General features: G+C 72.7%; 20 protein-coding genes, 1 tRNA gene and 2 pseudogenes. 15 read left to right on the top strand and 8 right to left on the bottom strand.

Annotation, left to right across the window (positions count from 1 at the left end; all coding sequences use genetic code 11):
* Window positions 1-70: 70 nt before the first annotated feature.
* Together AB0I98_RS42200 and AB0I98_RS42195 are read right to left on the bottom strand one after the other, a co-directional pair.
* On the bottom strand, window positions 71-874 hold the full coding sequence (locus AB0I98_RS42200; RefSeq protein WP_362951222.1) for an HAD-IIA family hydrolase: 804 nt from the start codon (window positions 872-874) through the stop codon (window positions 71-73).
* Window positions 875-910: 36 nt separating this feature from the next.
* Entirely contained in the window at window positions 911-2,353 is a 1,443-nt protein-coding gene (locus AB0I98_RS42195) for a hypothetical protein (RefSeq protein WP_362951220.1), read from the bottom strand.
* 180 nt (window positions 2,354-2,533) lie between these two features.
* On the opposite strand from AB0I98_RS42195, the gene AB0I98_RS42190 reads away from it, so the two are divergent.
* Window positions 2,534-3,280, top strand: a complete 747-nt coding sequence (locus tag AB0I98_RS42190) for a cobalt-precorrin-6A reductase (protein WP_362951219.1) — start codon at window positions 2,534-2,536, stop codon at window positions 3,278-3,280.
* Between the two features lie 141 nt (window positions 3,281-3,421).
* Here the strand turns inward: AB0I98_RS42190 and cobF are convergent, their stop codons facing one another.
* Both cobF and AB0I98_RS42180 read right to left on the bottom strand, forming a co-directional pair.
* Window positions 3,422-4,198 carry a precorrin-6A synthase (deacetylating) gene (cobF, locus tag AB0I98_RS42185; protein WP_362951217.1) on the bottom strand — a complete coding sequence of 259 codons (777 nt, stop codon included), beginning with the start codon at window positions 4,196-4,198 and terminating at the stop codon, window positions 3,422-3,424.
* 45 nt (window positions 4,199-4,243) lie between these two features.
* Window positions 4,244-4,765 carry a DUF309 domain-containing protein gene (locus tag AB0I98_RS42180; protein WP_362951215.1) on the bottom strand — a complete coding sequence of 174 codons (522 nt, stop codon included), beginning with the start codon at window positions 4,763-4,765 and terminating at the stop codon, window positions 4,244-4,246.
* Window positions 4,766-4,865: 100 nt separating this feature from the next.
* Here AB0I98_RS42180 and AB0I98_RS42175 point away from each other — a divergent pair.
* Window positions 4,866-4,942, top strand: a tRNA-Pro gene (locus AB0I98_RS42175).
* Here AB0I98_RS42175 and AB0I98_RS42170 read toward each other — a convergent pair.
* On the bottom strand, window positions 4,905-5,549 hold the full coding sequence (locus AB0I98_RS42170; protein WP_362951213.1) for a site-specific integrase: 645 nt from the start codon (window positions 5,547-5,549) through the stop codon (window positions 4,905-4,907). The two genes, AB0I98_RS42175 and AB0I98_RS42170, sit on opposite strands and share 38 nt — an antisense overlap.
* Before the next feature lie 130 nt (window positions 5,550-5,679).
* Window positions 5,680-6,369: pseudogene (locus AB0I98_RS42165) on the bottom strand (N-terminal phage integrase SAM-like domain-containing protein); the annotation flags it as partial.
* A gap of 378 nt (window positions 6,370-6,747) precedes the next feature.
* Here AB0I98_RS42165 and AB0I98_RS42160 point away from each other — a divergent pair.
* Both AB0I98_RS42160 and AB0I98_RS42155 read left to right on the top strand, forming a co-directional pair.
* A pseudogene (locus AB0I98_RS42160) lies at window positions 6,748-7,091 on the top strand (metal ABC transporter permease); the annotation flags it as partial.
* 282 nt (window positions 7,092-7,373) lie between these two features.
* Window positions 7,374-7,751, top strand: coding sequence for a hypothetical protein (locus AB0I98_RS42155; protein WP_362951211.1), 378 nt, complete (start codon window positions 7,374-7,376; stop codon window positions 7,749-7,751).
* Between the two features lie 40 nt (window positions 7,752-7,791).
* Here the strand turns inward: AB0I98_RS42155 and AB0I98_RS42150 are convergent, their stop codons facing one another.
* Together AB0I98_RS42150 and AB0I98_RS42145 are read right to left on the bottom strand one after the other, a co-directional pair.
* Window positions 7,792-8,109: a hypothetical protein gene (locus AB0I98_RS42150; protein ID WP_362951209.1), complete on the bottom strand. Its 318-nt coding sequence runs from the start codon at window positions 8,107-8,109 to the stop codon at window positions 7,792-7,794.
* A gap of 471 nt (window positions 8,110-8,580) precedes the next feature.
* The gene (locus tag AB0I98_RS42145) at window positions 8,581-9,780 is read right to left on the bottom strand and encodes a hypothetical protein (RefSeq protein WP_362951207.1); all 1,200 of its coding nucleotides are present in this window, start codon (window positions 9,778-9,780) and stop codon (window positions 8,581-8,583) included.
* 92 nt (window positions 9,781-9,872) lie between these two features.
* Here AB0I98_RS42145 and AB0I98_RS42140 point away from each other — a divergent pair, with 92 nt between their 5' ends.
* The 11 genes from AB0I98_RS42140 to AB0I98_RS42090 all read left to right on the top strand — a co-directional run bounded on the left by AB0I98_RS42140 (window position 9,873) and on the right by AB0I98_RS42090 (window position 22,587).
* The gene (locus AB0I98_RS42140; protein WP_362951205.1) at window positions 9,873-10,850 is read left to right on the top strand and encodes an ABC transporter substrate-binding protein; all 978 of its coding nucleotides are present in this window, start codon (window positions 9,873-9,875) and stop codon (window positions 10,848-10,850) included.
* A 92-nt stretch (window positions 10,851-10,942) separates the two neighbouring features.
* A complete protein-coding gene (locus AB0I98_RS42135; protein WP_362951203.1) occupies window positions 10,943-12,094 on the top strand; it encodes an iron ABC transporter permease in 1,152 nt (383 codons plus the stop codon).
* Window positions 12,091-13,098: an iron ABC transporter permease gene (locus tag AB0I98_RS42130; protein ID WP_362951201.1), complete on the top strand. Its 1,008-nt coding sequence runs from the start codon at window positions 12,091-12,093 to the stop codon at window positions 13,096-13,098. The genes AB0I98_RS42135 and AB0I98_RS42130 overlap by 4 nt, the downstream gene beginning before the upstream one ends.
* Window positions 13,099-13,118: 20 nt before the next feature.
* On the top strand, window positions 13,119-13,940 hold the full coding sequence (locus tag AB0I98_RS42125; RefSeq protein ID WP_362951199.1) for an ABC transporter ATP-binding protein: 822 nt from the start codon (window positions 13,119-13,121) through the stop codon (window positions 13,938-13,940).
* A 60-nt stretch (window positions 13,941-14,000) separates the two neighbouring features.
* The gene (gene amiA, locus AB0I98_RS42120) at window positions 14,001-14,114 is read left to right on the top strand and encodes a streptamidine family RiPP (protein WP_246884701.1); all 114 of its coding nucleotides are present in this window, start codon (window positions 14,001-14,003) and stop codon (window positions 14,112-14,114) included.
* Window positions 14,115-14,204: 90 nt separating this feature from the next.
* Window positions 14,205-15,038 carry a hypothetical protein gene (locus tag AB0I98_RS42115; protein ID WP_362951197.1) on the top strand — a complete coding sequence of 278 codons (834 nt, stop codon included), beginning with the start codon at window positions 14,205-14,207 and terminating at the stop codon, window positions 15,036-15,038.
* On the top strand, window positions 15,035-16,516 hold the full coding sequence (locus tag AB0I98_RS42110) for a CocE/NonD family hydrolase (RefSeq protein WP_362951194.1): 1,482 nt from the start codon (window positions 15,035-15,037) through the stop codon (window positions 16,514-16,516). Before AB0I98_RS42115 ends, AB0I98_RS42110 begins: the two co-directional genes overlap by 4 nt.
* On the top strand, window positions 16,513-17,892 hold the full coding sequence (locus tag AB0I98_RS42105; RefSeq protein ID WP_362951192.1) for a YcaO-like family protein: 1,380 nt from the start codon (window positions 16,513-16,515) through the stop codon (window positions 17,890-17,892). Before AB0I98_RS42110 ends, AB0I98_RS42105 begins: the two co-directional genes overlap by 4 nt.
* A gap of 65 nt (window positions 17,893-17,957) precedes the next feature.
* Window positions 17,958-19,097, top strand: a complete 1,140-nt coding sequence (locus AB0I98_RS42100; RefSeq protein WP_362951191.1) for a SagB/ThcOx family dehydrogenase — start codon at window positions 17,958-17,960, stop codon at window positions 19,095-19,097.
* Window positions 19,094-20,833, top strand: coding sequence for an ATP-binding cassette domain-containing protein (locus AB0I98_RS42095; protein WP_362951188.1), 1,740 nt, complete (start codon window positions 19,094-19,096; stop codon window positions 20,831-20,833). Before AB0I98_RS42100 ends, AB0I98_RS42095 begins: the two co-directional genes overlap by 4 nt.
* On the top strand, window positions 20,830-22,587 hold the full coding sequence (locus tag AB0I98_RS42090; RefSeq protein ID WP_362951187.1) for an ABC transporter ATP-binding protein: 1,758 nt from the start codon (window positions 20,830-20,832) through the stop codon (window positions 22,585-22,587). The genes AB0I98_RS42095 and AB0I98_RS42090 overlap by 4 nt, the downstream gene beginning before the upstream one ends.
* Window positions 22,588-22,917 lie beyond the last annotated feature (330 nt).

The raw sequence follows: 22,917 nt of genomic DNA, 5'->3' as shown, positions 1-22,917 counted from the left end.
GTCCTGTCCCGCGCCCCCGCCTGGGGGCGCTCTCAACTGCGCGACCAGCCCCCACCGGCCCGCGGATTTGTCACCGTTCTTCCAGCGGAGCGCCCAGCAGCGCCGGAAGGTCCGCGAACGAGTCGATCACATGGTCCGGCTCGCCACTCGCCGCCCGGTGCGTCTGAGGCAGATACTTGCCGGTCTTCACCAGCACCCCCGTGAGCCCGGCCCGCTGCGCCGCCAGTACGTCGGACTCGATGTCGTCGCCGATCATCAGCGCCTCGTCCACACCCGCCCCCAGCCCTGCCAGCGCCGACGTGAAGAACGCGGCCGACGGCTTCCCGGTCACCTCGGCCTCGACCCGCGCCGCCTTCTCCAGGCCGACCAGAAAGGCCCCCGTGTCCAGCTGCAGCCCGCCCTCGGTGCGCCAGTACAGATTGCGGTGCATGGCGACCAGCCGCGCCCCGCGCTGGACGTACCCGAAGGCCCGGTTCAGCGCCGCATAGCCGAACTCGGGACCGGCGCCGCCGACGATGACGACATCCGGGACGGTGTCCGTGTCCGCCTCGTCCAGCACCTCCACACCGCCGAGGTCCTCCCGGATGTCCCCGCTGTTCAGCAGCGCGCACCGGGCCCCCGGACAGTGCTCGGCGAGATACGCGGCGGTGACCGCGGGCGCGGTCAGGATGTCGTCGGCGGACACCGGAAATCCGGCCTCCGCCAGCGTCCCCGCGATCGACGCCCGGGTCCTGGACGTCGTATTGGTGACCAGCGCGACCGGGAGACCCGCCGCGCGGATCTCCCGCAGCGCCTCGACCGTGCCCGGCAGCGGCTGCCAGGAGACGGTGAGGACTCCGTCGATGTCGATGAGCACGGCGCGTACGGATGCCATGTCCGTGACGATAGCGATCGAGCCACCGGGCGCACCTCAGGGAGCGATCCCGACACCCTCGACCCTGCTCCAGGACTTCTCCCGCGCGGCCGTCATGGCGGGCCAGCGCAGCCCGCCGGGCCGGGGCTCGACCCGTGAGGCGTACGACGAAGGGCGGAAGTCCGGATCGTAGAAACAGCCGGTGCCATACGTCCGGTCGAACGCGGCGCACGCCGCCGACACCGACTCCGGGCTCGGCTTCCGCCCTGTACGCACCCAACTGTCCAGCGCCGCAAGGGAGTTGACGTATTCGGCATCACTCAGCGCGCTGTGCTCCTGCTCCCGTGTGAACGTCTGCACCAGATAGCGGTCCCGGTGGGCGCCCTGAAGCGTCGCCCGGTACGCCGCCTCGTGCTCGACGAACGCCGTCGGGTCGTCGATCGCGTGCAGCGTCAGCACGGGGATCGTGACCTTGCCGGTGAGATCGCTGTCGTACGACAGATCGCGTACGGCGGACGGGTCGGCGCCGAACCGCTCGACTCCGGCGTTCAGCGCCGCGTCGTCGTGCGACCCGGAGTACCGCACCCCCTGGTTGCCGAACGGGTTCCGGCCGCCGAGACGTTCGTGCACGATGTCTCGGAAGGTGAAGGTCGCGAACCGCAGATGCGACTCCAGGGTGCGCTCCGGGATCTTCGTGACGGCCAGGATGTCGTCGAGATTGCGCTGCTGCGCCGGGGTCCGGTCCGGCGGGGCGGAGGCGTAGCCGGTGCACTCCTGCAACCGCGCCCGCAGCCCCGCGGCCGTCATGGTCGAGTCGGCGCGCAGCCCCTGCCACAGCGGATACGGGGGTTCGCTCGGGCGCGGATGGTTGCGGCAGTAGTACTGGTAGACCACGCGCAGGTCGACGCGGTAGTCGTAGCCGCGGGAGCCGCCCGCGAGGACGCCGTTGGTCAGCAGCGCACCGTCGTACGGCCCGCGCCGGGTGCCGTATGTCTCCACCACCTTGGCGGCGACGTTCCCGCCCCACGACTGGCCATGCACATACGTCCGCCGCGGCTCGCCGAACTCCTCGACGAACAGCCGCCGTACGTTCTCGGTGTCGGCGGCGGCCATCCGGGTGCCGTAACCGCCGCGGCGGTACGACGACCCCGCCCACGCGTACCCCTCGTCGACCAGCACCGACCAGCGGCCCAGGTCGTCGAGGCTGCGGGCGGGGTCGGAGCCGGTGTCGAGGTCCGGGCCGCCGTGGGAGTGGACGACGAGCGAGCCGTTCCAGTCGTCGGGGACGGCGATGGCGTAGTAGGCGCCTTGGGCGTCCTGGCCGGTGTAGCAACGCGCCCGGTCGGCGAGGTCGGCCGGGCAGGCGACGGAGGTCGGCCGGGGCGGGCCCGCCTGGGCGGACGGGGCCGCGGTGAGCGTGCCGGCGGCGACCAGCGCCAGACAGGCGGTGAGTCCCGCCCATACACAGGACCAGCGGTTGCACGTTCTCGACCTGTACAAGGCACGGCTCCTTGTCCTAGCCGGCGCATCGTCGCGCCGTGCGCCGAGATGCTAGGAAGGGGAAGGGAGCAGGAGAACGGTCCGGTCGGTTCTGTTCATAGTGTTCGCACAAGCTCGCACAGGAAGGGGAGTTGCGAGGGGAGTTACGGGGAACCGCGGCCTCGGCCGTACGCTCGCCCCGTGTCCCCGCACATCCTCGTCCTCGGTGGTACGACCGAGGCCCGCCGCCTGGCCGCCGACCTGGCGGCACGGCCCGGCGTCCGCGTCACCACGTCGCTCGCGGGGCGGGTGTCGAAGCCGGGGGCGGTCGAAGGGGACGTACGCATCGGGGGTTTCGGCGGCGCGGCCGGCCTTGCCGACTGGCTGCGCGCACACCACGTGGACGCCCTCGTCGACGCCACGCACCCGTTCGCCGAGTCGATCACGGCGAACGCGGCGGAGGCGGCAACGGCGACCGGGCTGCCGCTGCTCGTCCTGCGCCGCCCCGGCTGGCAGCAGGGACCCGAGGACCGCTGGCACCCGGTCACCTCGCTGGACGCGGCGGCCGACCTGCTGCCCCGACTCGGCCACCGCGTCTTCCTCACCACCGGCCGACTCGGCCTGGCCGCCTTCGCCCACCTCACCGACCTGCACTTCGTCGTACGGTCGGTGGACCCGCCCGAGCCGCCCATGCCCCCGGACACCGAAGTCCTGCTGTCCCGCGGCCCGTTCACGGTCCCCGACGAGAAAGCCCTGCTGCACGCCCACCGCATCGACGTCCTCGTCACCAAGGACAGCGGCGGCCAGGCCACCGCGGCGAAACTCACGGCCGCCCGCGAACTCGCCCTGCCGGTCGTGGTCGTACGACGCCCGGCGTTGCCGCGGGGGGTGGCCGCGGTGCCCGATGTGGTGGGGGTTTTGGAGCGGTTGGGTCTCGGCGGGGGGTGACGGAGGTCCGGAGACGGTCGATGGCGTGGGGGGCCACGCCTTCTCAGCGCGCTGTGCTCCAGTTCTGATTCTGCTTCTCGTTCTGGTTCCGCGGGCCGATCGGTCAGGCCGCCGCTCGGCGTTTGCCGATCACCGTTCGCCCTACGACTCGTTCGGCTTCCGGCGCCGCAGCAGATACGTGTCCATGATCCAGCCCTTGCGCTCCCTGGCCTCGGCACGGAGCCGCTCGATGCGGGGGGCAGCCTCGGCGATCGGGCCGGAGGCGAGGATCTCGTCGGGTGTGCCGATGTAGGCGCCCCAGTAGATGTCCATGTCCTGGTCGGCGTACTGCCGGAAGGCCTGGTGGGCGTCGAGCATCACGACCACGTCGTCCACGCCGTCCGGGAAACCCTCGGCGAGCCGCCTCCCGGTGGTGATCTGCACAGGCCGCGCCACCCGGTTCAGCCCCGTCCGGTGCCGCGCGACGAGCGCCGAGACGCTGCTGATGCCCGGCACGACGTCGTACTCGAAGGCCACCGCGCCCCGCTCCAGCACCTCCTCGAGAATCCCGAGCGTGCTGTCGTACAGGGCGGGGTCGCCCCACACCAGGAACGCGCCGCTCTCGTCCTCGCCCAGGTCCTCGACGATCATCCGCTCGTAGATGTCGGCGCGGGCGCTGCGCCAGTCACCGACGGCGGGGGAGTACGCCGACCCGCCCGCCGACCGGTCCCGCTCCGGGTCGCGCGCCGCCACCACGCGATACGTCCCCTCGGGCACATGTGCGTCGAGTATGTCCCGGCGGAGCTGGACCAGATCGGACTTCACCTCGCCCTTGTCCAGGACGAAGAACACGTCCGTGCTCCGCAGGGCTTTGACCGCCTGCAGGGTCAGCTGGTCGGGGTCGCCAGCGCCGATACCGATGACATGAATCTTTCGCACGCCCCTGAGTCTGCCGCACGCCACTGACAACGCATGCGGCACCTCCTACGAGCCCCCGCGCAGCCGAGGCGCCCGCGCCCCCGCGTCGACGGCCACCCCGTCCCGCTCCACGTCGCCCGCCAACCGCCGCGCCCAGGCCGCGACTCCGGTGAGATCCATCCCGTACGGCCGCGGCTCCCCGGAGGCCGACGCCCACTCCTCGACGGCCCCGGCCCCACGCCGCAGCAGCCGGACCCCGCCCGTGAGGTTCCCGCGGGCCGCGTGGGTGAGCCCGACGGCGAGCTGGGCCAGCCCCCGCCACAGCGCGCGCTCCGACGCGGGACCCGATTTCCAGGCGTCCTCGAAGACCTCGTGCGCGTGGAACGGCTTCCCCCCATCCAGCAGCTCCTGCGCCTCGGCCACGGTCTGCTCCGGCCTGCGCACGACCCCCTCCGGCTGCCGCGCCACCCCTTCTGCGCCGTACGGCAACGGCCGCCCGAGCCCGTCCCGCGGCCGGGCATTGCGTGCCCGCCCCTCACGATCCCGATCCCGCGCCCCGACCGGTCCTCCCGAAGATGTAGTGCCCATACCTCGATTCTGCCCCGCCCCATCCCCTTTCGGCGCCGTCCCCGACGTGCGGTAAAGTTCTGTCTCGCGCGCTCACGCGGATCACCGCGAGACAGCGCACCGGGACGTGGCGCAGCTTGGTAGCGCACTTGACTGGGGGTCAAGGGGTCGCAGGTTCAAATCCTGTCGTCCCGACCAGCTTTGATGCAGGTCGGAGGCCGTTCTCTCGTTTACGGGAGGGCGGCCTTTCGCGTTCCCGGTGGGCTGGTGGTCGCAATGTGGTCGCAGGCCGGATCTGGGGAAAGCTCGCGGTGGCGGAGAAGCCCGGTGGGCCAGGGGAGCGGAGCCGGTGGAGGGCCTCGCGCAGCCGTTGGATGTGGTCGCGTGGTGGTCGCGGTCGCCTCAACCGGGCCTGCCGGTCGGCTCTCTGTTCGGCCCGGGCGAGGGTGCGCTCGATGGTGTCGACGGCTTCGCGGGCGGCCTGCCGGGTGAGGTGGCTGTAGATGTTGGCCGTGGTCGACAGGGTGGAGTGGCGCAGGGTCTTGGAGACCACCGTCAGGGGGACGCCGGCGGTGATGGTGAGGGTGGCGGCCAGGTGCCGCAGGTCGTGCACCGTCACCCGGGGAACACCCGCTTCGTCGGACAGTTGCCGGAGCCGGTCCAGAATGACGCTGGGCCGCAGCGGCCGGCCGTCGGGTCGGCAGAAGACGAGTCCGGCGAACGGATCGCCTGGGCAGCTGTGGGTGCGGGAGCTGCTGTGGGCTCGGTGCTGGAGGGCGGCGGCGACGCGGGGTGAGATGGCCACAGTTCTTGCTGGAGCGGGTCTTGGGCGCGGTGATCACAAGATGGTTGTTGTCGATGGCGGAGAGCGTGCACCGCACATACAACACACCTTCGGTGAGGTGGACGTCGTCCCAGTGCAGGCCGAGGGCCTCGCCCTTGCGCAGGCCGGTGCCGATGAGGAACTCGAACAAGTCGGCCATGTCCGGGTCGGTCTTGTGGCAGTACTGGAGGAAGCGGACCGCTTCCTCGTCGGTCCAGATTCGGCGCTCTGGCGAAGGCGGTCGACGCAGGGCCGGTGGGCTGGCGGGGTTGTGGGCGAGGCGCTGCTGGCGGACGGCGTCTCCCAGCGCGCTGGAGAGCGTGGCCAGGCACCGGTAGAGGGTGGTGCGGCCGCGGCCGGCGGTGAGCTGGCTGGTGACGAAGGCGCTGATGTGCCGGTGCCTAAGCTCGTCCAGCTTCAGGCTGCCGAAGGCGGGGACGAGATCGTTGTGCACGTAGTCGCGGTAGCGGGCCATGGTTGTCGGCTTGAGCACCAGCGCCTTGGCCACCAGCCAGGTGTTCAGGTAGTCGGCGACGGTCTGGTTTGGGTCAGCGTTGAACCCGCCGGCCTCGCCCTCCAGGAACTTTGGCAATGCGACCTCCGCAACGTCGTGGCTGGTGAAGCCGCCTCTCCGGACGGTGGCCCGGTGGCGGTCCGGGGCGGGAACGTCGACCGCGAAGGTCCACGTCCCGTGGTGACCGTCGGCGAGCAGGCGGGGGCAGTGTGCTCCGAGCTGGCGGCGGTGGCTGTCGCGGCATCCGCACCGTCGGTAGATGCGGCCGCGGTCGGCGGTGGTGCGCATGAAGATCGCCTCCCGGAGGCGGAGGAAGAGCCGACACCTCCAGTCTCGTGCGACCACATGCGATCACCACGCGCGCCCTGCCTGCCGTGGCCAGCGCGTTTCCCTTGGCCGGGCGCCAAGGGAGACAGCTTGGGACTGTCTGATTCCGCGGCGGAGCTCTCTTCACTCTCTGCCGCTCGGATCGATCGCGAGTGGATGCCTCGCCGCCGTACGTGGTCGGATGACTGCTCAGTTCCTGCGTGCCGCGACGTGGACGAGGCCTTGATCTGTTCCCGATGACTCATCATGTGGAGTGTGTCGCGATCCTTGAACCGGTCGCTAAGGGCTCCTGACCTGCGGTTTTATTCGTGCGCATTATGTGTGCTGTGGGCGTTACGGGCGAAATCGCTGGTCCGTGCTCTGTCGTTCGCCTTCATGATCGTGCTGGGGCTGGCTGTCGCGCTGTCCGTGCAGATCGTCGGCTGCTGGTCCTCACCCTCGTCGTCACCCCGGCGGCCGCCGCGGCCCGGATCGCGGCCTCACCGGTGCTGCTGCCCGTGCTTAGCGTGTTCTTCGCGGTGGCCTCCATCGAGGGCGGGATCCTGCTGGCACTGGGCGGCAGCATTCCCATCAGCCCCTACGTCACCACCACCTCGTTCATGATCTATGTGGCCTGCCGACTGGTGGGCAGCTACCGGACCCGGCAGTGGGGAACCGCACGGACCGCTGCTGAGTCCGGCTGACCATTAGGACGACTGGTCCGCCTGGTGGGCGGCCATCTCGAGGGCTCCGGACTGTCCAGCCTCCCAGCCGAACGCGGACGCCGCCTGCAGGCGGCGGAACTGACAGGGGTGCCCGCCTGGCCTGGGCCGCACGCACACCTGCTGAGGGGGGCTCCGGGCAGGTCGGCCCGATCTGGCAGTGCGGTGACAGGCTGATCTCGTCGCGCTCCGCTGACTCCGAGCCGCCATGCCTGTAGTGTAAAAATGGGAACCATTTTCGATAACTCTCGGGAGGATGCGGACATGAGTGACGTCGGGCGCGGCCGTCGTGAGCGTCCCTTTACCCTCGTGGTCTGCGCTTCCTGTGATACCCCCGTCGATCGGGTGCTGGACGGGTTGCGTCAGGCGGTCCGGGGCTGCCGCCACGGGGTCATGGTCTCCGCCGGGTGTCTGGAGAAGGTCCTGCACTGCCGTCGGCGGCGCGGGCTGTACGCCGTCGTGCAGCCGTGCACGGCAGACCGCAGGCCCAGCGCGGCCGTCGTGCGCCTCGGTCCGCTTGTCACCGAGGCCGATGCCGAGGCGGTCGGGGTGTGGCTGCGGTTGGGCATGCCGGATGACGGCACGCTGCCCGACCGGCTGCGAGCGGACCCCGCGCCGCAGCACGTAGCCCACCTCAACTGACGGCCCTCGACGTCGATACGGCGGCTGGCTCAGGGGCTTGTCAGGGCAGCCGGACCAGGTTGAGCCGATACTCCTCGACTTGTGCGAGCTGCTGTGTGGCGAGGTCCGCGAGCATCTCCTGGTAGTGAGTGGGGAGTTCGGCGTGCGTCTTCGGGGGCAGGCTGGTGAGGGTGTGGGAGGCGAGCAGTTGTGTCCCGGCGTGCCATGAGGTGATCTCGGCCGGGTCGGCGCAGGTCCACCGCATGCGGGCGTCGACCTTGCTGAGCGCGTTGTGCTGGTCCTGGGTGTCGATGATTCCTGGGCCGGCGGTTTCCAGGGCGAGCAGGGAGCCGGGGAAGCGGTCCGCGAGAAGGTCCACGGCGTGCCGTACGTCTGTGTCGCTCCTTCAGGAAGGGCAGAACGGCATCGGCGGCGAAGAAGTACGGGCCCTCGGCCTGCGCGGCCACAGTCTCCGTCCAGGTCCCGTCGGTCACCGATGAGGTGATCATCGTCCGGCGCGTCCGGGTGGTCGAGAACCGCAAGCAGGACGCCGCCCTGCGCGACCCTCGGGTCGAGGAGATCGCGACGTTGATCGCCTACGACTTCACTCGCTTTCACTCGCTTCGACAACCTGCCCAGCCCGGTCGGCACCGTCCGGGCTTCCTCGCCACCCATCCCACCGGCACCGTGGTGGAGCTCGGCACCCGCCTGCGCACGAGCCTGTTCGACCGGTGGGTCGCGTGTCGACAACGGCCGGGCATGTTGGTTCGACTTCGACCTGCCCGACGCGATCGAGCTGCGGGTCGAGGCCGTCTGCTCCGTGCCGGCCGCGAGGTGTGGCGCCCGGCTGTCAACGGCCCACGGGATCGCCTTCGGCGCCGTCGGTCTGGGTGCGCAGCATCGCGTGGCCGCCGTGGTCCAAGGGTGTGTCCAGCATCAATCGGGCTGCTTCGCTGCCTGTTCTGGCGTCGACGACGTGGACTTCGCCGTGGCCGCCGCGGGTGACGGCTATCCAGTCCGCCCCCGGTGAGGCGGCCACCGCACGGCGTTGGACGCCCTCCCAGGGGGTGCCGCCGCGGCGGGGTGCGCCGTCCATGGCGGGCAGGGGGACGTGGCGGGCGGTGTCGTCGGCGTCCAGGAGGATCAGTTCGTCGCCGTCCGGGTGGATGCGGGTGAAGGCGGTGTGGTGTCGGGCGAGGGCCAGCCGGAAGACCAGGCCGGGGCCGAGTTCGGTCAAAGTCGTGCGGTTCGTCTCCAGGTCGTGACGCCATGCCTGGTTGGTCCACTCCGGCCACCGCAGCGGGTCCGCGGGTCCGCCTCGCAGCGTCGACCACAGCGCCCGTCGCCGGGGATCGAGCCGCAGGTACCACCCGCGGGCAGGCGAACCCCAGGGGATCGCTTTCTCCGGCACGAGTGCGTCGCCCTCCCGGCCCGCCCGGTGCACTCCCTCACCCGTGGCTGCGAACACGTGGCCGGAGTACGGGTCTTGGGCGTCGCCATGTCCGTCGTCCGGCAGTGAAAGGTGGGCGTGGGGCCTGACCGGAGGGCAGCCGGGCGGTGCCCCGAGGAGTTCGGCGAACCGGTGGACGGCCAGTGCGCCGGGCTTCCGGTGTCGCAGTACGACCAGCGGATCGCCGTGGCCCAGGACCGTCACACCCGGTTCGCCGACGCGCGTGCGGACCCGGGCCGCGCCGCCCGTGGTGAGGTCGACGACCGTCAGCAGGTCCGACCACGGCTCGGCGTTCTCGCCCAGGCCGGTTGTGACGGTGACCCACCGGCCGGACGGATCGCACGCGAGGTGCTCGGCCGGCGCGGCGACCGGGATCGCGGTTTCCACCAGTTCGTCGCCGAAGGGGTCGAGTACCAGCAGCTCGCCCCTGCGGTCGTCGACGCAGGCCGCTCGCCCGCCCGGCAACGCCAGGAACCCGGCGTGCTCGGAGAGGTGACGGTCGGTGAGGCGGCCCGTCTCGGTGCCGTCCGGCACGGTCAGTGCGTGAACGGATCCGGCGACGTGGTCGGAGACAAGCAGCAGGGCAGGGGCGGCGGTCATCGATGCCTCCAGGCAAAACAGGGTGATATTGAAAACGATTATCATGTATCTTCGGGGCGTTCCGGGGTCCCTGAGAAGAAGCGAGGGCATCGATGCTGCGCTCACCGTCGAGATTCGTCCGAAGCTGGATCACCGCAGCCCTGGTGGGTTCGGTGCTGGTCGGGTGCGGCTCGTCCACCGAACCGGCGAGCGAGAAGGCCGCCGCGGCCGGCACGAAGACGGACGTCACCGTCGAACCCATCAAGGCGACACGGGAGTTGACCGACACGAACGGTGCCAAGGTCTCCCTGGGGAAGGAGCCCGAGCGCATCGTCTGCCTGTTCGCGCTCTGCGACGACATCCTGACCGAGCTGGGCATCGTCCCCACGGCCACCAACAGCGCGCTCCTCGCCCACCCCGACTTCCTGGGGGAGGGGAAGGCGAAGGAGGTCGACGTCATCCCCGGCGGGTTCATCGCGCCCGAGGTGGAGGCGATCCTCTCCCACAAGCCTGACCTCGTGATCGGCCTGGAGGACACCCACGGCAAGCTCGCCCCGGCGCTGAAGGACGCCACCACCTTCTGGCCCATGCAGCCTGAGACGTGGGAGGACAGCGTGGGTTACCTGCGCGATGTCGCCGCGCTCACCGGGCGCACCGGCGAGGGCGAGAAGGCCGAGAAGACCTTCCGCACCAAGCTCGCCGAGGCCGAGAAGGCCAGGAGCGACAAGACCGCGCTCATCATCTACGGCAGTGACGAGAACTTCGGCGTCGCCACCCCGGAGACGGACGTGGGCGCCAGCCTGTTCCCGAAGCTCGCCGACTACCCCTGGAAGTCCCGTGGCGTGCAGGGGAGCTACAGCCTCGAAGAGATCCTCGCGGCGGACGTCGACGTGCTATTCGTCGAGACTTTGAGCTTCGGCGAGGCGGACGGCAAGCTGTCGGAGAAGCTGGCGAAGAACCCCCTGTGGAGCAAGATCCCGGCCGTGAAGAACGGGGACGTCCACGAGGTGAACTCCGAGGTGTGGGCCAAGGGGCGCGGTACCCGTTCGCTGGGCATCATCCTCGATGAGGCCACGGCCGCCCTGCGGTGAGCGCGCCCACCGCGACGCACATCACGCCAGATGACACCGCATCGGGCGAACGGCGGTCGGTGCGCCTCTCAGGAGCGTGGCAACTGCCCGTCGTGGCCGTCTTGTTGGTCGCCGCGTCGGCCTGCGCCCTGAGCCTGGGCACCCCCTACGTCCCGCTGCACCGACTGCCCGGAGCGCTGCTGGACGCGGACAGCACACTCGCCGGGATCGTCGTCACCGAGCTCCGCGTGCCCCGGCTGCTGCTGGCGCTGATCGCCGGGGCCTGTCTGGGTGCGGCGGGGCTCGTGCTCCAGGAGGCGCTGCGCAACCCCCTGGCCGTCCCCGAGATGCTGGGTGTGTCGTCCGGGGCGGCGCTCGGGGTGGCCGCGCCGCTGGTACTGGCGGTGTCTCTGCCCGCCGCTGTCCAGCCCCTGCTGGCCGTCGGCGGGGCCGCGCTCGGCGGGGGACTCACGCTGCTCGCCGCCGGGTTGGGGCGCAGCCCGTCCGCCGTGCTGCTCACCGGGGCCGCGGTCGCTGCTGCCCTGCAGGCCGCGCTGCTCGTGCTGATGGTGATGGCCGACCAGCTCGACCTCCAGCTGATCTACCGGTACCTGCTCGGTTCCCTCTCCGCCCGTACCTGGGACGACGTCACCGGGCTGTGGCCGTGGCTGCTCGTCGCGGTGCCGGCGCTCGTGCTGTGCGCGCCGGTGCTGTCGGTGCTGCGGCTGGGGGACGAGGACGCCGAGGCGCTGGGCGTGCGAGCCCAGCGGGCCCGGCTGGCCGCGCTGGCCATCGCCGTCGTGCTGATCGCGCCCGTGACGGCCGTGTGCGGGCCGGTGGCGTGGGTCGGGTTCCTCGCGCCGCACGTGGCGCGGTGGTTCGACCCCGCGGCGGGTGCGGTGCGTTGGCTGCCCTGGTCGGCGGCCTGGGGGGCCGTCGTCGTGGCCGTCGCCGACGTGCCGGCCCGGCTCGCGCTGGCGCCCGTGGAGACACCGGTCGGTGCCTGGACGGCCCTGCTCGGCGTGCCCGCTGGGGTCGCCCTGCTCCGGTCGGGCGGACGCGGCCCGGAAGCCCGGCGCCGAGCGGCGGGGTCCGTTGTCGCCGGCTCGCCGCAGGCTGCCGAAGCCGTGCCCTCCGGCCCTTCGGAGGAGGAGCCCTCCACAGGGACTCGAGAGCGAGTCAGTCGAGAGGATCCGGGGAGCGACGGTTCTTCCGGAGCTTCCGCCTCACACGGTGAGGCGACAGGAACGGAGGGGGTCCGGTGAGCCGGCGCTTCGCGGTGCTCGCCGCTCTCGTCGCTGTATGTGCCTGCGTGGAGCTGGTGGCCGGGCGGGGCATGTCCCCGTCCGTGGTCTGGGACGTCCTGGGCGGGGGCGGCGATATGACGGAACGGCACATCCTGCTCCAGCTCCGGCTGCCCCGGCTGCTGGTGGCCCTCGGTGCGGGGGCGTGCCTCGGCGTGGCGGGTCTGGTCCTGCAGTCGGCGCTGCGCAACCCGCTGGCCGGGCCCGAGGTGACGGGTGTGACGCCGGGGGCGGTGCTCGGGGCCGTCGTCGCGACCAGCCTTGGACTCGCGGGGTGGGAATCGCCCCTCGCCGTGGTCGTCGCCGCGTGTGTGGGCGGCTGTGCCGGGGCCGCGCTGCTGTGGCTGCTCGCCGGGCGGGGCCGGAGCGACCCTGCGCAGACGGCCGTGCACGGGGTGCTGGTGTCGGCGGTGCTCGGCGGCCTCACGGCCATGGTGCTGCTCGTCGATCCGGGCGAGCTCGGCAGCGTCGTGCAGTGGCTCGTCGGCACGACGGAGGGCCGGGTGTGGCAGCACTGGCACTTGCTGTGGCCGTGGGCGCTGGCCTGGGGAGTGGCAGCGTGGCTGCTGACCGGGCCGCTGACCCTGCTGCGCTGCGGGGACGAACTCGCCCTCGCCGCAGGGCTCTCCGTACGGCGGGCCCGGACCCTCGCCCTGCTGTGCGCGGTGGCGCTGACGGCGGGCGCGGTGGCCGCCGTAGGGGCGCTGGGGTTCGTCGGGCTGCTCGTACCGCACCTCGCCGTGGCCGTCTTCGGCGCCGACCTGCGGGTGACCCTGCCCGGCGCCGCCCTGGTGGGCGCGGCCGTGGTGTGCGGGGCGGACGCGGCGGCACAGCTGTCCTCGCGGCTGCTGGCGGACGTGCTGGACTCCGGTCGGCTCACGCTGCCGGTCGGGGCGCTCACCGCCTGCCTTGGGGCCGCGCTGCTGCTGGTCGTCGTGCGCCGCGCGCCGAGCCGTACGTTCTGATGTCGACTTAAGGACAGAGCATGACCGAGTCCGTGGGGATCCGCGTCGAGGGGATCCACTTCGGCTACCCCGGACAACCCGTGTTGCGGGGCGTCGACATGACCGTCGAGCCGGGTGAGCTGACCGCCCTCATCGGCCTCAACGGCTGTGGGAAGTCGACCCTGTTGCGGCTGGCAGCCGGGCTGCTACGGCCGGACGAGGGGCGCGTGCTGCTCGGCGGGGACGACCTCGCCCGGCTGTCCCGGCGCGCCACCGCACGACGGGTCGCACTGCTGCACCAGGCGGCCCCGGCCGTGCCCGGTATGACGGTGCGTCACCTCGTCCGCCAGGGACGATACGCGGCGCGCGGCCCGCTCGGCATGCTGCGCGAGGGCGACGACCCCGTCGTACGCCGCGCACTGCGGGACGTCGGCGTGGAGCAGTGGGCCGAGCGTGACGTCGACGCGCTGTCCGGGGGCGAGCGGCAACGGGTACGGCTCGCGATGGCGCTCGCCCAGGACACCCGCGTCCTGCTGCTGGACGAGCCGACCACCTACCTGGACCTGCACCACCAGCTCGACGTGCTGCAGACCGTGGTCCGCCTGCGCGAGGAACGCGGCCTCACCGTCGTGATGGTGCTGCACGACCTGGCCCACGCCGCCCGGTTCGCCGAGCGGATCGTCGCCCTGCGCGACGGCCGCGTGGTGGCCGACGGGACGCCCAAGGAGGTCGTCACACCCGGGCTGCTGGCGGACGTTCTCCGGGTGGCCGGCCGGGTCGGCCAGGACCCCGAAGGAGGCTGGCCCGTGTGTTACCCAGATCACCCTCTCCCAGCCCTGGAATATGAAAATCATATTCATTAGAGTCGGCGACGACGGCGCTCACCCGACCGCCGTGTCTCCCCTGACGAACAAGGAGAGTTCATGGACAACGAGCAGATCTTCACCCCGATCGCCGACCAGGGCCAGCTGGCCCACGCCTCGGCCTCCCACTCCAACGCGCTCGTCGAGAACCCCTTCGAGGACACCGAGGAGTAAGCGAGGGTCCAGCTCCCTCCACCGTGGGCCCGCCCGTCACCTTGCGGGCGGGCCCACGCCGTTCCAGGCCCTTCCCCCAGGAGGATCGACGTGTCCCGCAGCCAGCTTGCCCCCGGTGTCGAGGTCGTCGCCGTACCCGGCCGGGGTCTCGCCGTCCGTACGGCCGAAGGGGAGTTCCTCAGCGTCAGGACAGGGGACGCGGAGGAGGACGCCCTGCTCTCCCGCCTCTCCGGTACGGCCGCAGGCGAGCCGGACGACGAACTCGACCGCATCGTCCGGGCCTTCGAGAGCGCCGGGTACCTGGCGGACGGACCGCGGCGTCCGCGATGGCCCGCCGATCGACGGGACATCCGGCTGCTGGGCGACCCGGTACTGACCGGACCACTGGCCGCGCTCCTGCGCGCGCTGGGCGCCGAGCCCACAACGCCGGCCCCCGACGGCACGGCTGACGATCTGTCCGCCGACGAACCCGCCGCCATCGTGTGGTGCCTCGACGGGCCCGTGCCCGACGGGCTGTGGGACGCCGCCGACCGGCTGCCCGACCGCGGCATCGCCTGGCTGCGCTGCCACCGCGAGGGCTGGCAGGCGTACGTCGAGCCCCTCGCCGCCACTCCCGGCGACGTCACCTCGGCACACGTCCGGGCCCGCCGGCTCGCCGCCACCCCCGCACATCGGGAGCTGGCCGCCTACTGGAGCGGGCCCCGTACGTCCGGCGCGCCCGTTCACCTCACCGCCCCCGCTGCGGGGCTGCTGGCCGCCCTGCTCGCCGACGACCTGAGTCGGTGGGCCACCGGTGAGCCCGACACCGGCGACCTGCCCGCGCGACGCCGGCTCCGGTGCGTCGACCTGCGCACGCTGACCGTCACCGAGCACCCCGTGCTGCCCGTGCCCGACGTCGCCCAGATACCGAAGAAGGCCGGATGACGCCGTTCACCGTGGCTGTCGAGGGACTCGCCACCGACGTCCATCTCCCGGACGGCGACGGCCCCGTCCCGGCCGTCCTCATCCGCACGCCCTACGACCGCAGACGGCACCGCGCCGAGCTGCGCGGCTGGGCCCACCGCGGGTTCGCCGCGCTGGTCCAGGACGTACGGGGCCGGCACGCGTCGCCGGGGGAGTGGCACCCGTACGAGAACGAGGCCGCCGACGGAGCGGCGACTGCCCGCTGGATCCGCCGACAGCCCTGGAGTAACGGGCAATTGGTCGCCGTCGGCGCCTCCTACGCCGCCCACTGCGCCCTCGCCCTCGCGCTCGACGCACCCACGGACGCCCGGCCCGACGCCGTCATCGCCGCCGTGCCCGCCCTGGGCCCCGCCGAGACGGCCCGCGAACCCTCCGGCGTGGAACGGCTGCTGGCCCGCGCCGGATGGTGGGCCGCCCACGGCGACCGGCCGGACTCCGACGAGAGCGCCCTGGGCAAGGCCCTCGCCGCGGACCCCGGTCTGCTCACCCATCTGCCGCTGACCGGCCTCCCCGAGCGGCTCGGCCGGAGCCTGCCCTCCTGGCCAGGCCTGTGGCGGCACCGCGAAAGCGGCCGGCTCCTCTCGGCGGCGGAGCACGCCGGGATGCCCCTGCTTGCGGTGGGCGGCCACCACGACCACTTCACCGAGGACACCGTCGCGCTGTGGCGTCGCTGGGGCGGTCCGTCGGCGCGGCTGCTGCTGGGCCCCTGGGGGCACGGCCTCGTCGCCGAACCCGGCCCCGATGCGGAGCCCGCGCATCGGGTGAGCCTCGGCGAGCTCTACGTGCGCTGGGCCCGCCGCGCCCTCGCCGGGGACCTCGGCCCCGGGCACCGTGGAGCGGTGGGCCTGGGCGGCAGCCTCCTGTGGATACCCGCCGACACCGAAGGAGAGCCGCGCACGCAGAACGTACGGCTGCTGCACGGCTCCTCCTTCACGGCCGATCCCGAACGCCCTGTGTCCTCCGAGGACTTGGCCGTCCCCACGGACGGTCATCCCGACCGCTGTCTGCTGGTCACCCCGCCACTGCCGCGTCCGCTGGACGTGGTCGGCCCCGTCGAGGTGCGGCTGCGGGCCACCGCCGACTCTCCGTCCGCCGACTGGGCCGTCCGGCTCGTCGCCATCACGACGGCAGGGGTGGCCCAGCGGCTCTGTGTTGGCGTCGTCCGACGCGAGGAACCACCAGGAAGGGAAGCCGAGTTCACCGTAGGACTTGGCCGGCTCGCGCGGCGACTGCCCGCGGGCACCCGGTTCCGCCTGGAGATCGCCGGGCACCACTTCCCGGCCCACGCCCGCAACCCTCACACAGGCGACGACCCGGTCACCGCCAGCCGGCTGCTCCGCTCCCGGCGCGAGGTCGACGCCGGGAGCGTGGCTCTCCGGCTGCCCGTGCTCCTGTCCCGTCCCACCCCCACCGACCCCGCAGAGGAGATCCTGCGATGACGGCGCTGCCACTGGAAACTCTCGTCGACCCCGTCTGCGGTATCGTCCGCGCGGTCAAGCCCGTCGAACATCCTGCGGGCGCACCGCCCCGCTACACCGCGCTCACCGCGGAGATCGCCGACGCCCGCCGGCTCGGTCTGTGGCCCGCCGACCGGGTGTCGCTCGGCACCACCTTCGGTGACCTCGAGGGTGCCCGAACAGCCGCCATAGCGGAGGGGATCGAGCGGTATTGTGGCAACCGCGTGCCGCCGCCCGGCCACCCCGACGCCCCCCTGCGCGCCACGGCCACCGACCTGGCCGAGAAGGGCCTGCGGCTGTACGGCCCGGACGAACTGCCGGCCTACGCCGACTGGCAGTACGCCCGGGAGAAGTTCCCCTACCGCCCCCTCACCGCCGACACGCCGTCACTGTGGACGCGCGGCACGGAACGGCTGCACGGCGGCGGCACCGCCGAGGTCTGGGCGCCCGTCGCGCTCACCCACCTCAACTGGCGCCAGGGCGAGCTGCGTTCGCTGCCGCGCACCCACCACCTCAACTACGCCGGGATCGCCACCGGGCAGGGCCTCGACGACGCCGTCGAGCGCGGCCTGCTGGAGATCGTCGAACGCGACGCGCTCGAACTGTGGTGGCACCTCGACGGCCCGACCCGCGGCATCGACCCGGCCGGCGTGCCCGGCCTCGCCGACGACCTCGCCGGATCCGCGCTCGACGTCCATCTCGTCGAGATGCCCTCGGAGTTCGCCCCCTGCATGGCCGCGCTCGTCCACGACCCCCGGCTCGGCCTGTACGCCGCCGGGTTCGCCTGCAAGTACGACCCGGCCGAGGCCGCCCGCAAGGCCGTCCTCGAAGCCGTCCACACCTGGGTCTTCACCCAAGGTCTCACCGACCCCGACGGCTGGGTGTTCCAGGCCGTCGAGGCCGGGCTGCTCGCCCGCGGACTGTACCTGGACCACCGCGCCGACGGCCGCTATCTCGACGTGTGCGGCGAACAGTTCGAGCACGTACGGGACCTGGGCGCGCACGTCCAGGTGTGGCTGGACGAGCGGATGGCGCCCGAAGCCCGGCGGTTCACCGACCCCGCGCACGGGACCGTCTCCATCGACGCGGTCGAGCCCGGCAGCCGGGACCGGCTGGAACGGGCCCTCCACAAGGGCGGCCACCGCATCATGACGTTCGACCTCACCACCGAGGACGTGGCCGAGACGTCCCTGCGCGTCGCCCGGGTCCTCGTCTCCGGGCTCCTCCCCAACGCCCCCGCCGCCTTCGGCTACTTCGGCTGCCCCCGACTCGCCGACGCCGCCGTCGCCCGCGGCTGGCGCACGACCGCACCGAGCGGACCGGAGGACTTCACGCTGGCTCCTCCGCCGCACATGTGAGGGCCGATCCCGTGAAACCCGCCTCGGAGGCCCGCCCCGTGGAACACCTGGATGAAGCACGCGCCGTGGGGCACGCAGATGAGTACTGTCCGGTGGACCTCGTCACCGCGCTCGCCCGCGCCCGCACTCTGGAGGAGCCCGGCCCCGACACACCCGCCGGTCCCGCCGTCCGTGTCTGGCCGGGGTCGCCGTGCCTCATCCCGGATGCCGGTCCCGGTGAGCTGGACCTGCGGACCCTGCTCGGTCCCTCCCTTGCGGCCTCTGACGGCTCCGGGCGGTTGCGGCCCGCCCCTTCCGCGGGCGCGCTGCACCCGGTGGACGCCGAACTCGTCGTGGGCACCGGCTGCCCGCTGCCGCCCGGACGCTACGGCTACGACCCGCTGCGCCACCGCGTGCACCGCCTGGGCCGGGAACCCGACGGCACGCTGCCCGGGGCAACCGTCGAACTGTCCGTCACCCCGCAGCGCACGGTCTCCCACTACGGCCACCGCGCCTGGCCGCTGATGCTGCTGGACACCGGGCACGTCGCCGCGGCGCTGTGGCTCGCGGCTCGCGCATTGGGCATCGAAGAGCCTGTACTCCGCTTGGACGGGCTGACCGAACACCCTCTGGCCACCCTGCACTTCGCCCTGCCTGAGCAGGGAGGCCGGGTTTCTCAGTCCCAGGGGGCACACCCGCCCATGGACGTGCCCGCTCCCCGCGAGCTGCTGGCCCGCCGCAGCGCCCCGCCACCGCTCACAGGCACCCCGCCCCGGGACGTTCTGCGTGCGGTGTTCGCCACTGTCGTCCAGGCGAGCGCCGGTGAGCTCGCCTGGTGCGCGGCCGTCGGCGAACCGCAGCCCGAACTTGTCGAGTTGGCCCCCGGCGGCACACTGCGGCGGCTCGCAGCGGGGGAGGCCCGGCCGACGCTCGCCGTATGGGCCGCCGGCCAGGCATGGATCGCGGACGCGGGCGCCGTACTGCTCGCGTACGGGTGCCCGGCGGACGCCGACGCCCCGCGGATCCGCCGAGCGCACCTACGGGCCGGCTTCGCCGTCCACCTCGCCCACCTGGCCGCCGTACGACACGGGTTGGCCGCCCGCCCCGTCGGCTCCTGGCAGCAGGCGGACCTGGGTGCCGCGCTCGGCGCCGCACCGGGACGGGACTGGATCGTCCACGGCCTGGCCCTCGGCACCACCCACTCCGACCAGGAGAAGACCTCGTGATCGTCCACCCCGAGCTGCTCCGCGCCGCACGGCACGCACGGCGCCCCCTGCTCGCGGCCACCCTCCTACAGGCGGCCGTCACCCTCACCCACCTCGCGCAGGCCGTACTACTGGCCGTCGCCCTCGCCGACCTGGCCCGCGGGGACACGGACCGGCTCCCGCTGCTCCTCGGCGCGGTGCTCGGCGTCGTCGCCGCCCGCGCCGGACTCGGCAACTGGCAACGGCGCACCGCCACCCGCGCCGGGGCAAGGGTCAGGGTGGCTCTGCGGGACGAACTCCTCGCCCACCTCGGACGATTGGGGCCCGCCCACCTGACCACCGCACGCGCCGGGGCCGTCCGCACCACCCTCGTCGACGGCGTGGAGGGCGTCGACGCCTACGTCTCCCGCTACCTGCCCCAGCTCCTGATCACCCTCACCGTGCCACCCCTGCTGCTCGCAGCCTTGGCAGTCATCGAACCGGCCGCCCTCCTCGCCCTCGTCCCCGCCCTGCTGCTCGCCCTCATCGGGCCGCGCGCCTGGGACCGGCTGCTGGCCCAGCGCGGCAAGGAACACTGGGACACCTACGAGGAACTGGGCGCCGACTACCTCGAAGCCCTGCAGGGCATGCCCGCCCTGCGGGCCGCCGGCGCCGTCGGGCGCACCCGGGAGCGACTGGAGAAGCGGTCGGCGGCGCTGCACCGGGCGACCGTCGCGAAACTGCGCGTGTCCCTCGTCGACACCGGCATCACCGACCTGGCCATCCAGGGCGGCACCGCAGCCGCCGCGCTCCTCGCCTGCTGGTCGGCCGTCACCGGATCAACCACGGCGACCGGCACCTACCTGGTGCTGCTCCTCGCCTCCGAGTGCTTCGGGCCGGTCCGTGACCTGGCCCGCGAATGGCACGCCGGGTACCTGGGCGTGTCGGCCGCCGACGGGCTCGCGGCGCTGCGCACCGCCGAACCCGCCGTCCCCGACACGGAAACGGCACCGGCACACTGGTCAGGCCCGCCCGAACTGCGTTTCATGGACGTCGGGTTCACCTACGACGGCGCCGAGACGCCCGCGCTCCGCGACGTCACCTTCACCGCCGAGGCGGGACGTACGACCGCGATCGTCGGCCCGTCCGGCGCCGGCAAGTCCACGCTCCTCGCCCTGCTCCTGCGCCACCACGACCCGCAAGGCGGCCGGATCACCCTCGACGGGCGCGACGTGACCACGTACGCGCTCGACTCGCTGCGACGGGGCGTCGCCGTCGTCTCCCAGGAGACGTACCTCTTCCACGCCACCATCGCCGACAACCTGCGCCTGGCCCGGCCGGACGCGACGGACGACGACCTGATACGCGCGACGCGGACGGCCGGCATCCACGACGAGATCGCCGCCCTCCCTGACGGCTACGCCACCGTCCTCGGCGAGCGGGGCGCCACCCTGTCCGGTGGTCAGCGGCAGCGGCTCGCCCTTGCCCGAGCCCTGCTGGCCGACGCCCCGGTGCTCGTCCTCGACGAGGCCACCAGCGCGGTCGACGAACGCCGTGAGGCGGACATCGTCCGTGAACTGATGGACGCCGCAGGCGGCCGGACCGTCCTGGTGGTCGCCCACCGGCTCGCCGCCGTCCGGCACGCCGACCGCATCGTCGTCCTCGACGGCGGACGCGTGGACGCCGTCGGCGAGCACACCACCCTCGTCGAAGCCGGGGGCGTCTACGCGGAACTCGTCAAGGCGGGCCACGCTCACCAGGGAGGGCTCGCCGCATGAGCAGCATCACCACGACCGACCGCGGTACCGCCGACGTGCCCGCGCGCGGCTCACTGCGCGCCCTGCTCCCGGCCCTCGCCGGGCACCGGATCATGGTGGCCCGCACCTGTGCCGCCGCACTCGTCGAACAGGGCTCGCTCGTCACGTTGCTGACGCTGGCCGCGCACACCGTCGGAACCGCCGTCATCGAGGACCGCGCTCCCTCGGCGCGTACGGTCGGCGCGCTCCTCGTCCTCGTCCTCGTCCGCGCCCTGATGACCTGGCGCGAGATGGACCTCAGTCACGACCTGGCCTACCGGGTGCTGGCCGAACTGCGCGTGCGCGTCTTCGACGGGCTCGCCCGCAGCGCGCCCGCCCGTGTCGCCGGCCGGCGCAGCGGGGACCTCGCCGCCACCGCCATGGCCGACGTCGAGGCACTGGAGTTCTTCTACGCCCACACCACCGCCCAACTCCTCGCATCAGGGGTGGTATTCACCGGCGGATCCGCTGTTCTGGCCACGGTGGAGCCATGGCTGCTGGCGGCCGTGCTGCCGGTCGCCGCGCTGCTCGCCGTGGCGCCCTTCGCCGACGCGCGCGGACGTGCGGCGCGTGGGGCCCGCACCCGGGCGGCCGCCGCGAAACTGTCGGCCGACACCGTGGAGACCGTCGACGGGCTGCGTGAGCTGCTTGCCTTCGGTCGGCTGGCCGAGCGGCGCCGCCGTCTCGCCGACCAGGGCCGGCAGGTGGGCGAGGCCCAACGCGCCGAGGCCACCTGGGAGGCCATGGCCGCCGCGGTCCGCGACCTCCTCATCGTGCTCGCGGTCCTGGGTGTGGTGGCTGCCGTGGCGCAGTCCGTGACTGCGGGGCGGCTGCACGGCGCGTGGGCCCCGGCGGCGATGGCGCTGGCCCTGTCGGTGCTGGGCCCCGTCGCCGAGTCGGCCAGGGCACTGAGCCAGGCAGTGGGACTGCGCGCCGCAGCCGCCCGGGTCGACGCGGCCCTGAAGGCCCCCGCTCTCGCCCCGCCGCCGTCCTCACCCCGCCCGCTCCCCTCCGGCCCGCTGGGCGTCCGGCTGCACCAGGTGAGCTTCGACTACGGCGGTCAACCCGTACTGGACGGAGTCGAGCTGACGGTCCGCGCAGGGCAGACCCTCGCACTGGTCGGCGCCTCGGGGGCCGGCAAGTCGACCTGCGCCCACCTGCTGGCCCGCTTCTGGGACCCGACAGAGGGCGCGGTCCACCTGGTGACCGGCGACGGCGATCCGGTCGACGTGCGTGACGTGAGCGACGCCGAACTCCGACGAGCCGTCGCCGTGGTGGGCCAGGACACCCCCCTCTTCCACGGCACCCTCGCCGACAACCTGCGCCTCGCCGCACCCGACGCGGACGACGACCTCCTCGCCGAAACGGCCCGGCTGTGCGGCGTCGACCAAATCGCCCTCATGTACGCACGCGTCGGCGAACGCGGCTCCACCCTTTCCGGCGGCCAGCGCGCCCGCATAGCTCTCGCCCGCGCGCTACTGGCCGAGCCGAGAGTCCTCGTGCTCGACGAGACCACCGCCCACCTGGACAACGCCAGCGACGCCCAACTCGGCATCGCTCTCGGCAAGGAAGCCCGCACCACGATCGTCATCGCCCACCGCCCCGCCACCATCCGCCGCGCCGACCGCATCGCCGTCCTCGAAGCCGGCCGCATCACGGAGGAAGGCACGTGGGACGAACTCACCAGCCGCGCCGACAGCGCGCTCAACCGTGTCCTCGCCGTCACCCCATCCTGAACTCCGGACCACCCGACGGCGGAGCTTCCACTGATGTGATGGCGCACGCTGTTGCTCTCCGATGGCGTGCGACGGTGTTGCGGTTCGGGCGGAAGGCACGGCAGGGCGGGGTCGAGCTCCGATTCCGTCCGCTCCGGTGTGCGCTCCGACTCCGGAAAGCGCCGATGTGCTTGGGCTGCTCGCGCGACCGCGAACCGATGCCGGGGACATCGGTTCGGAGTGGTACCTGCTCATCACCCAGAAAGGCCACAGATGACCAAGACCGCCACGAGCGTTCATCCCGGCGCGTGCTGAAGGCGGTGGGATCGATGGCGCTGCCCGTGGTCGTGG

The organism is Streptomyces sp. NPDC050211 (genome assembly GCF_040656035.1).
Taxonomy (GTDB): domain Bacteria; phylum Actinomycetota; class Actinomycetes; order Streptomycetales; family Streptomycetaceae; genus Streptomyces.
Note: the sequence above shows the minus strand (reverse complement) of the source record. Positions and strands in the feature narration are given on the sequence as shown.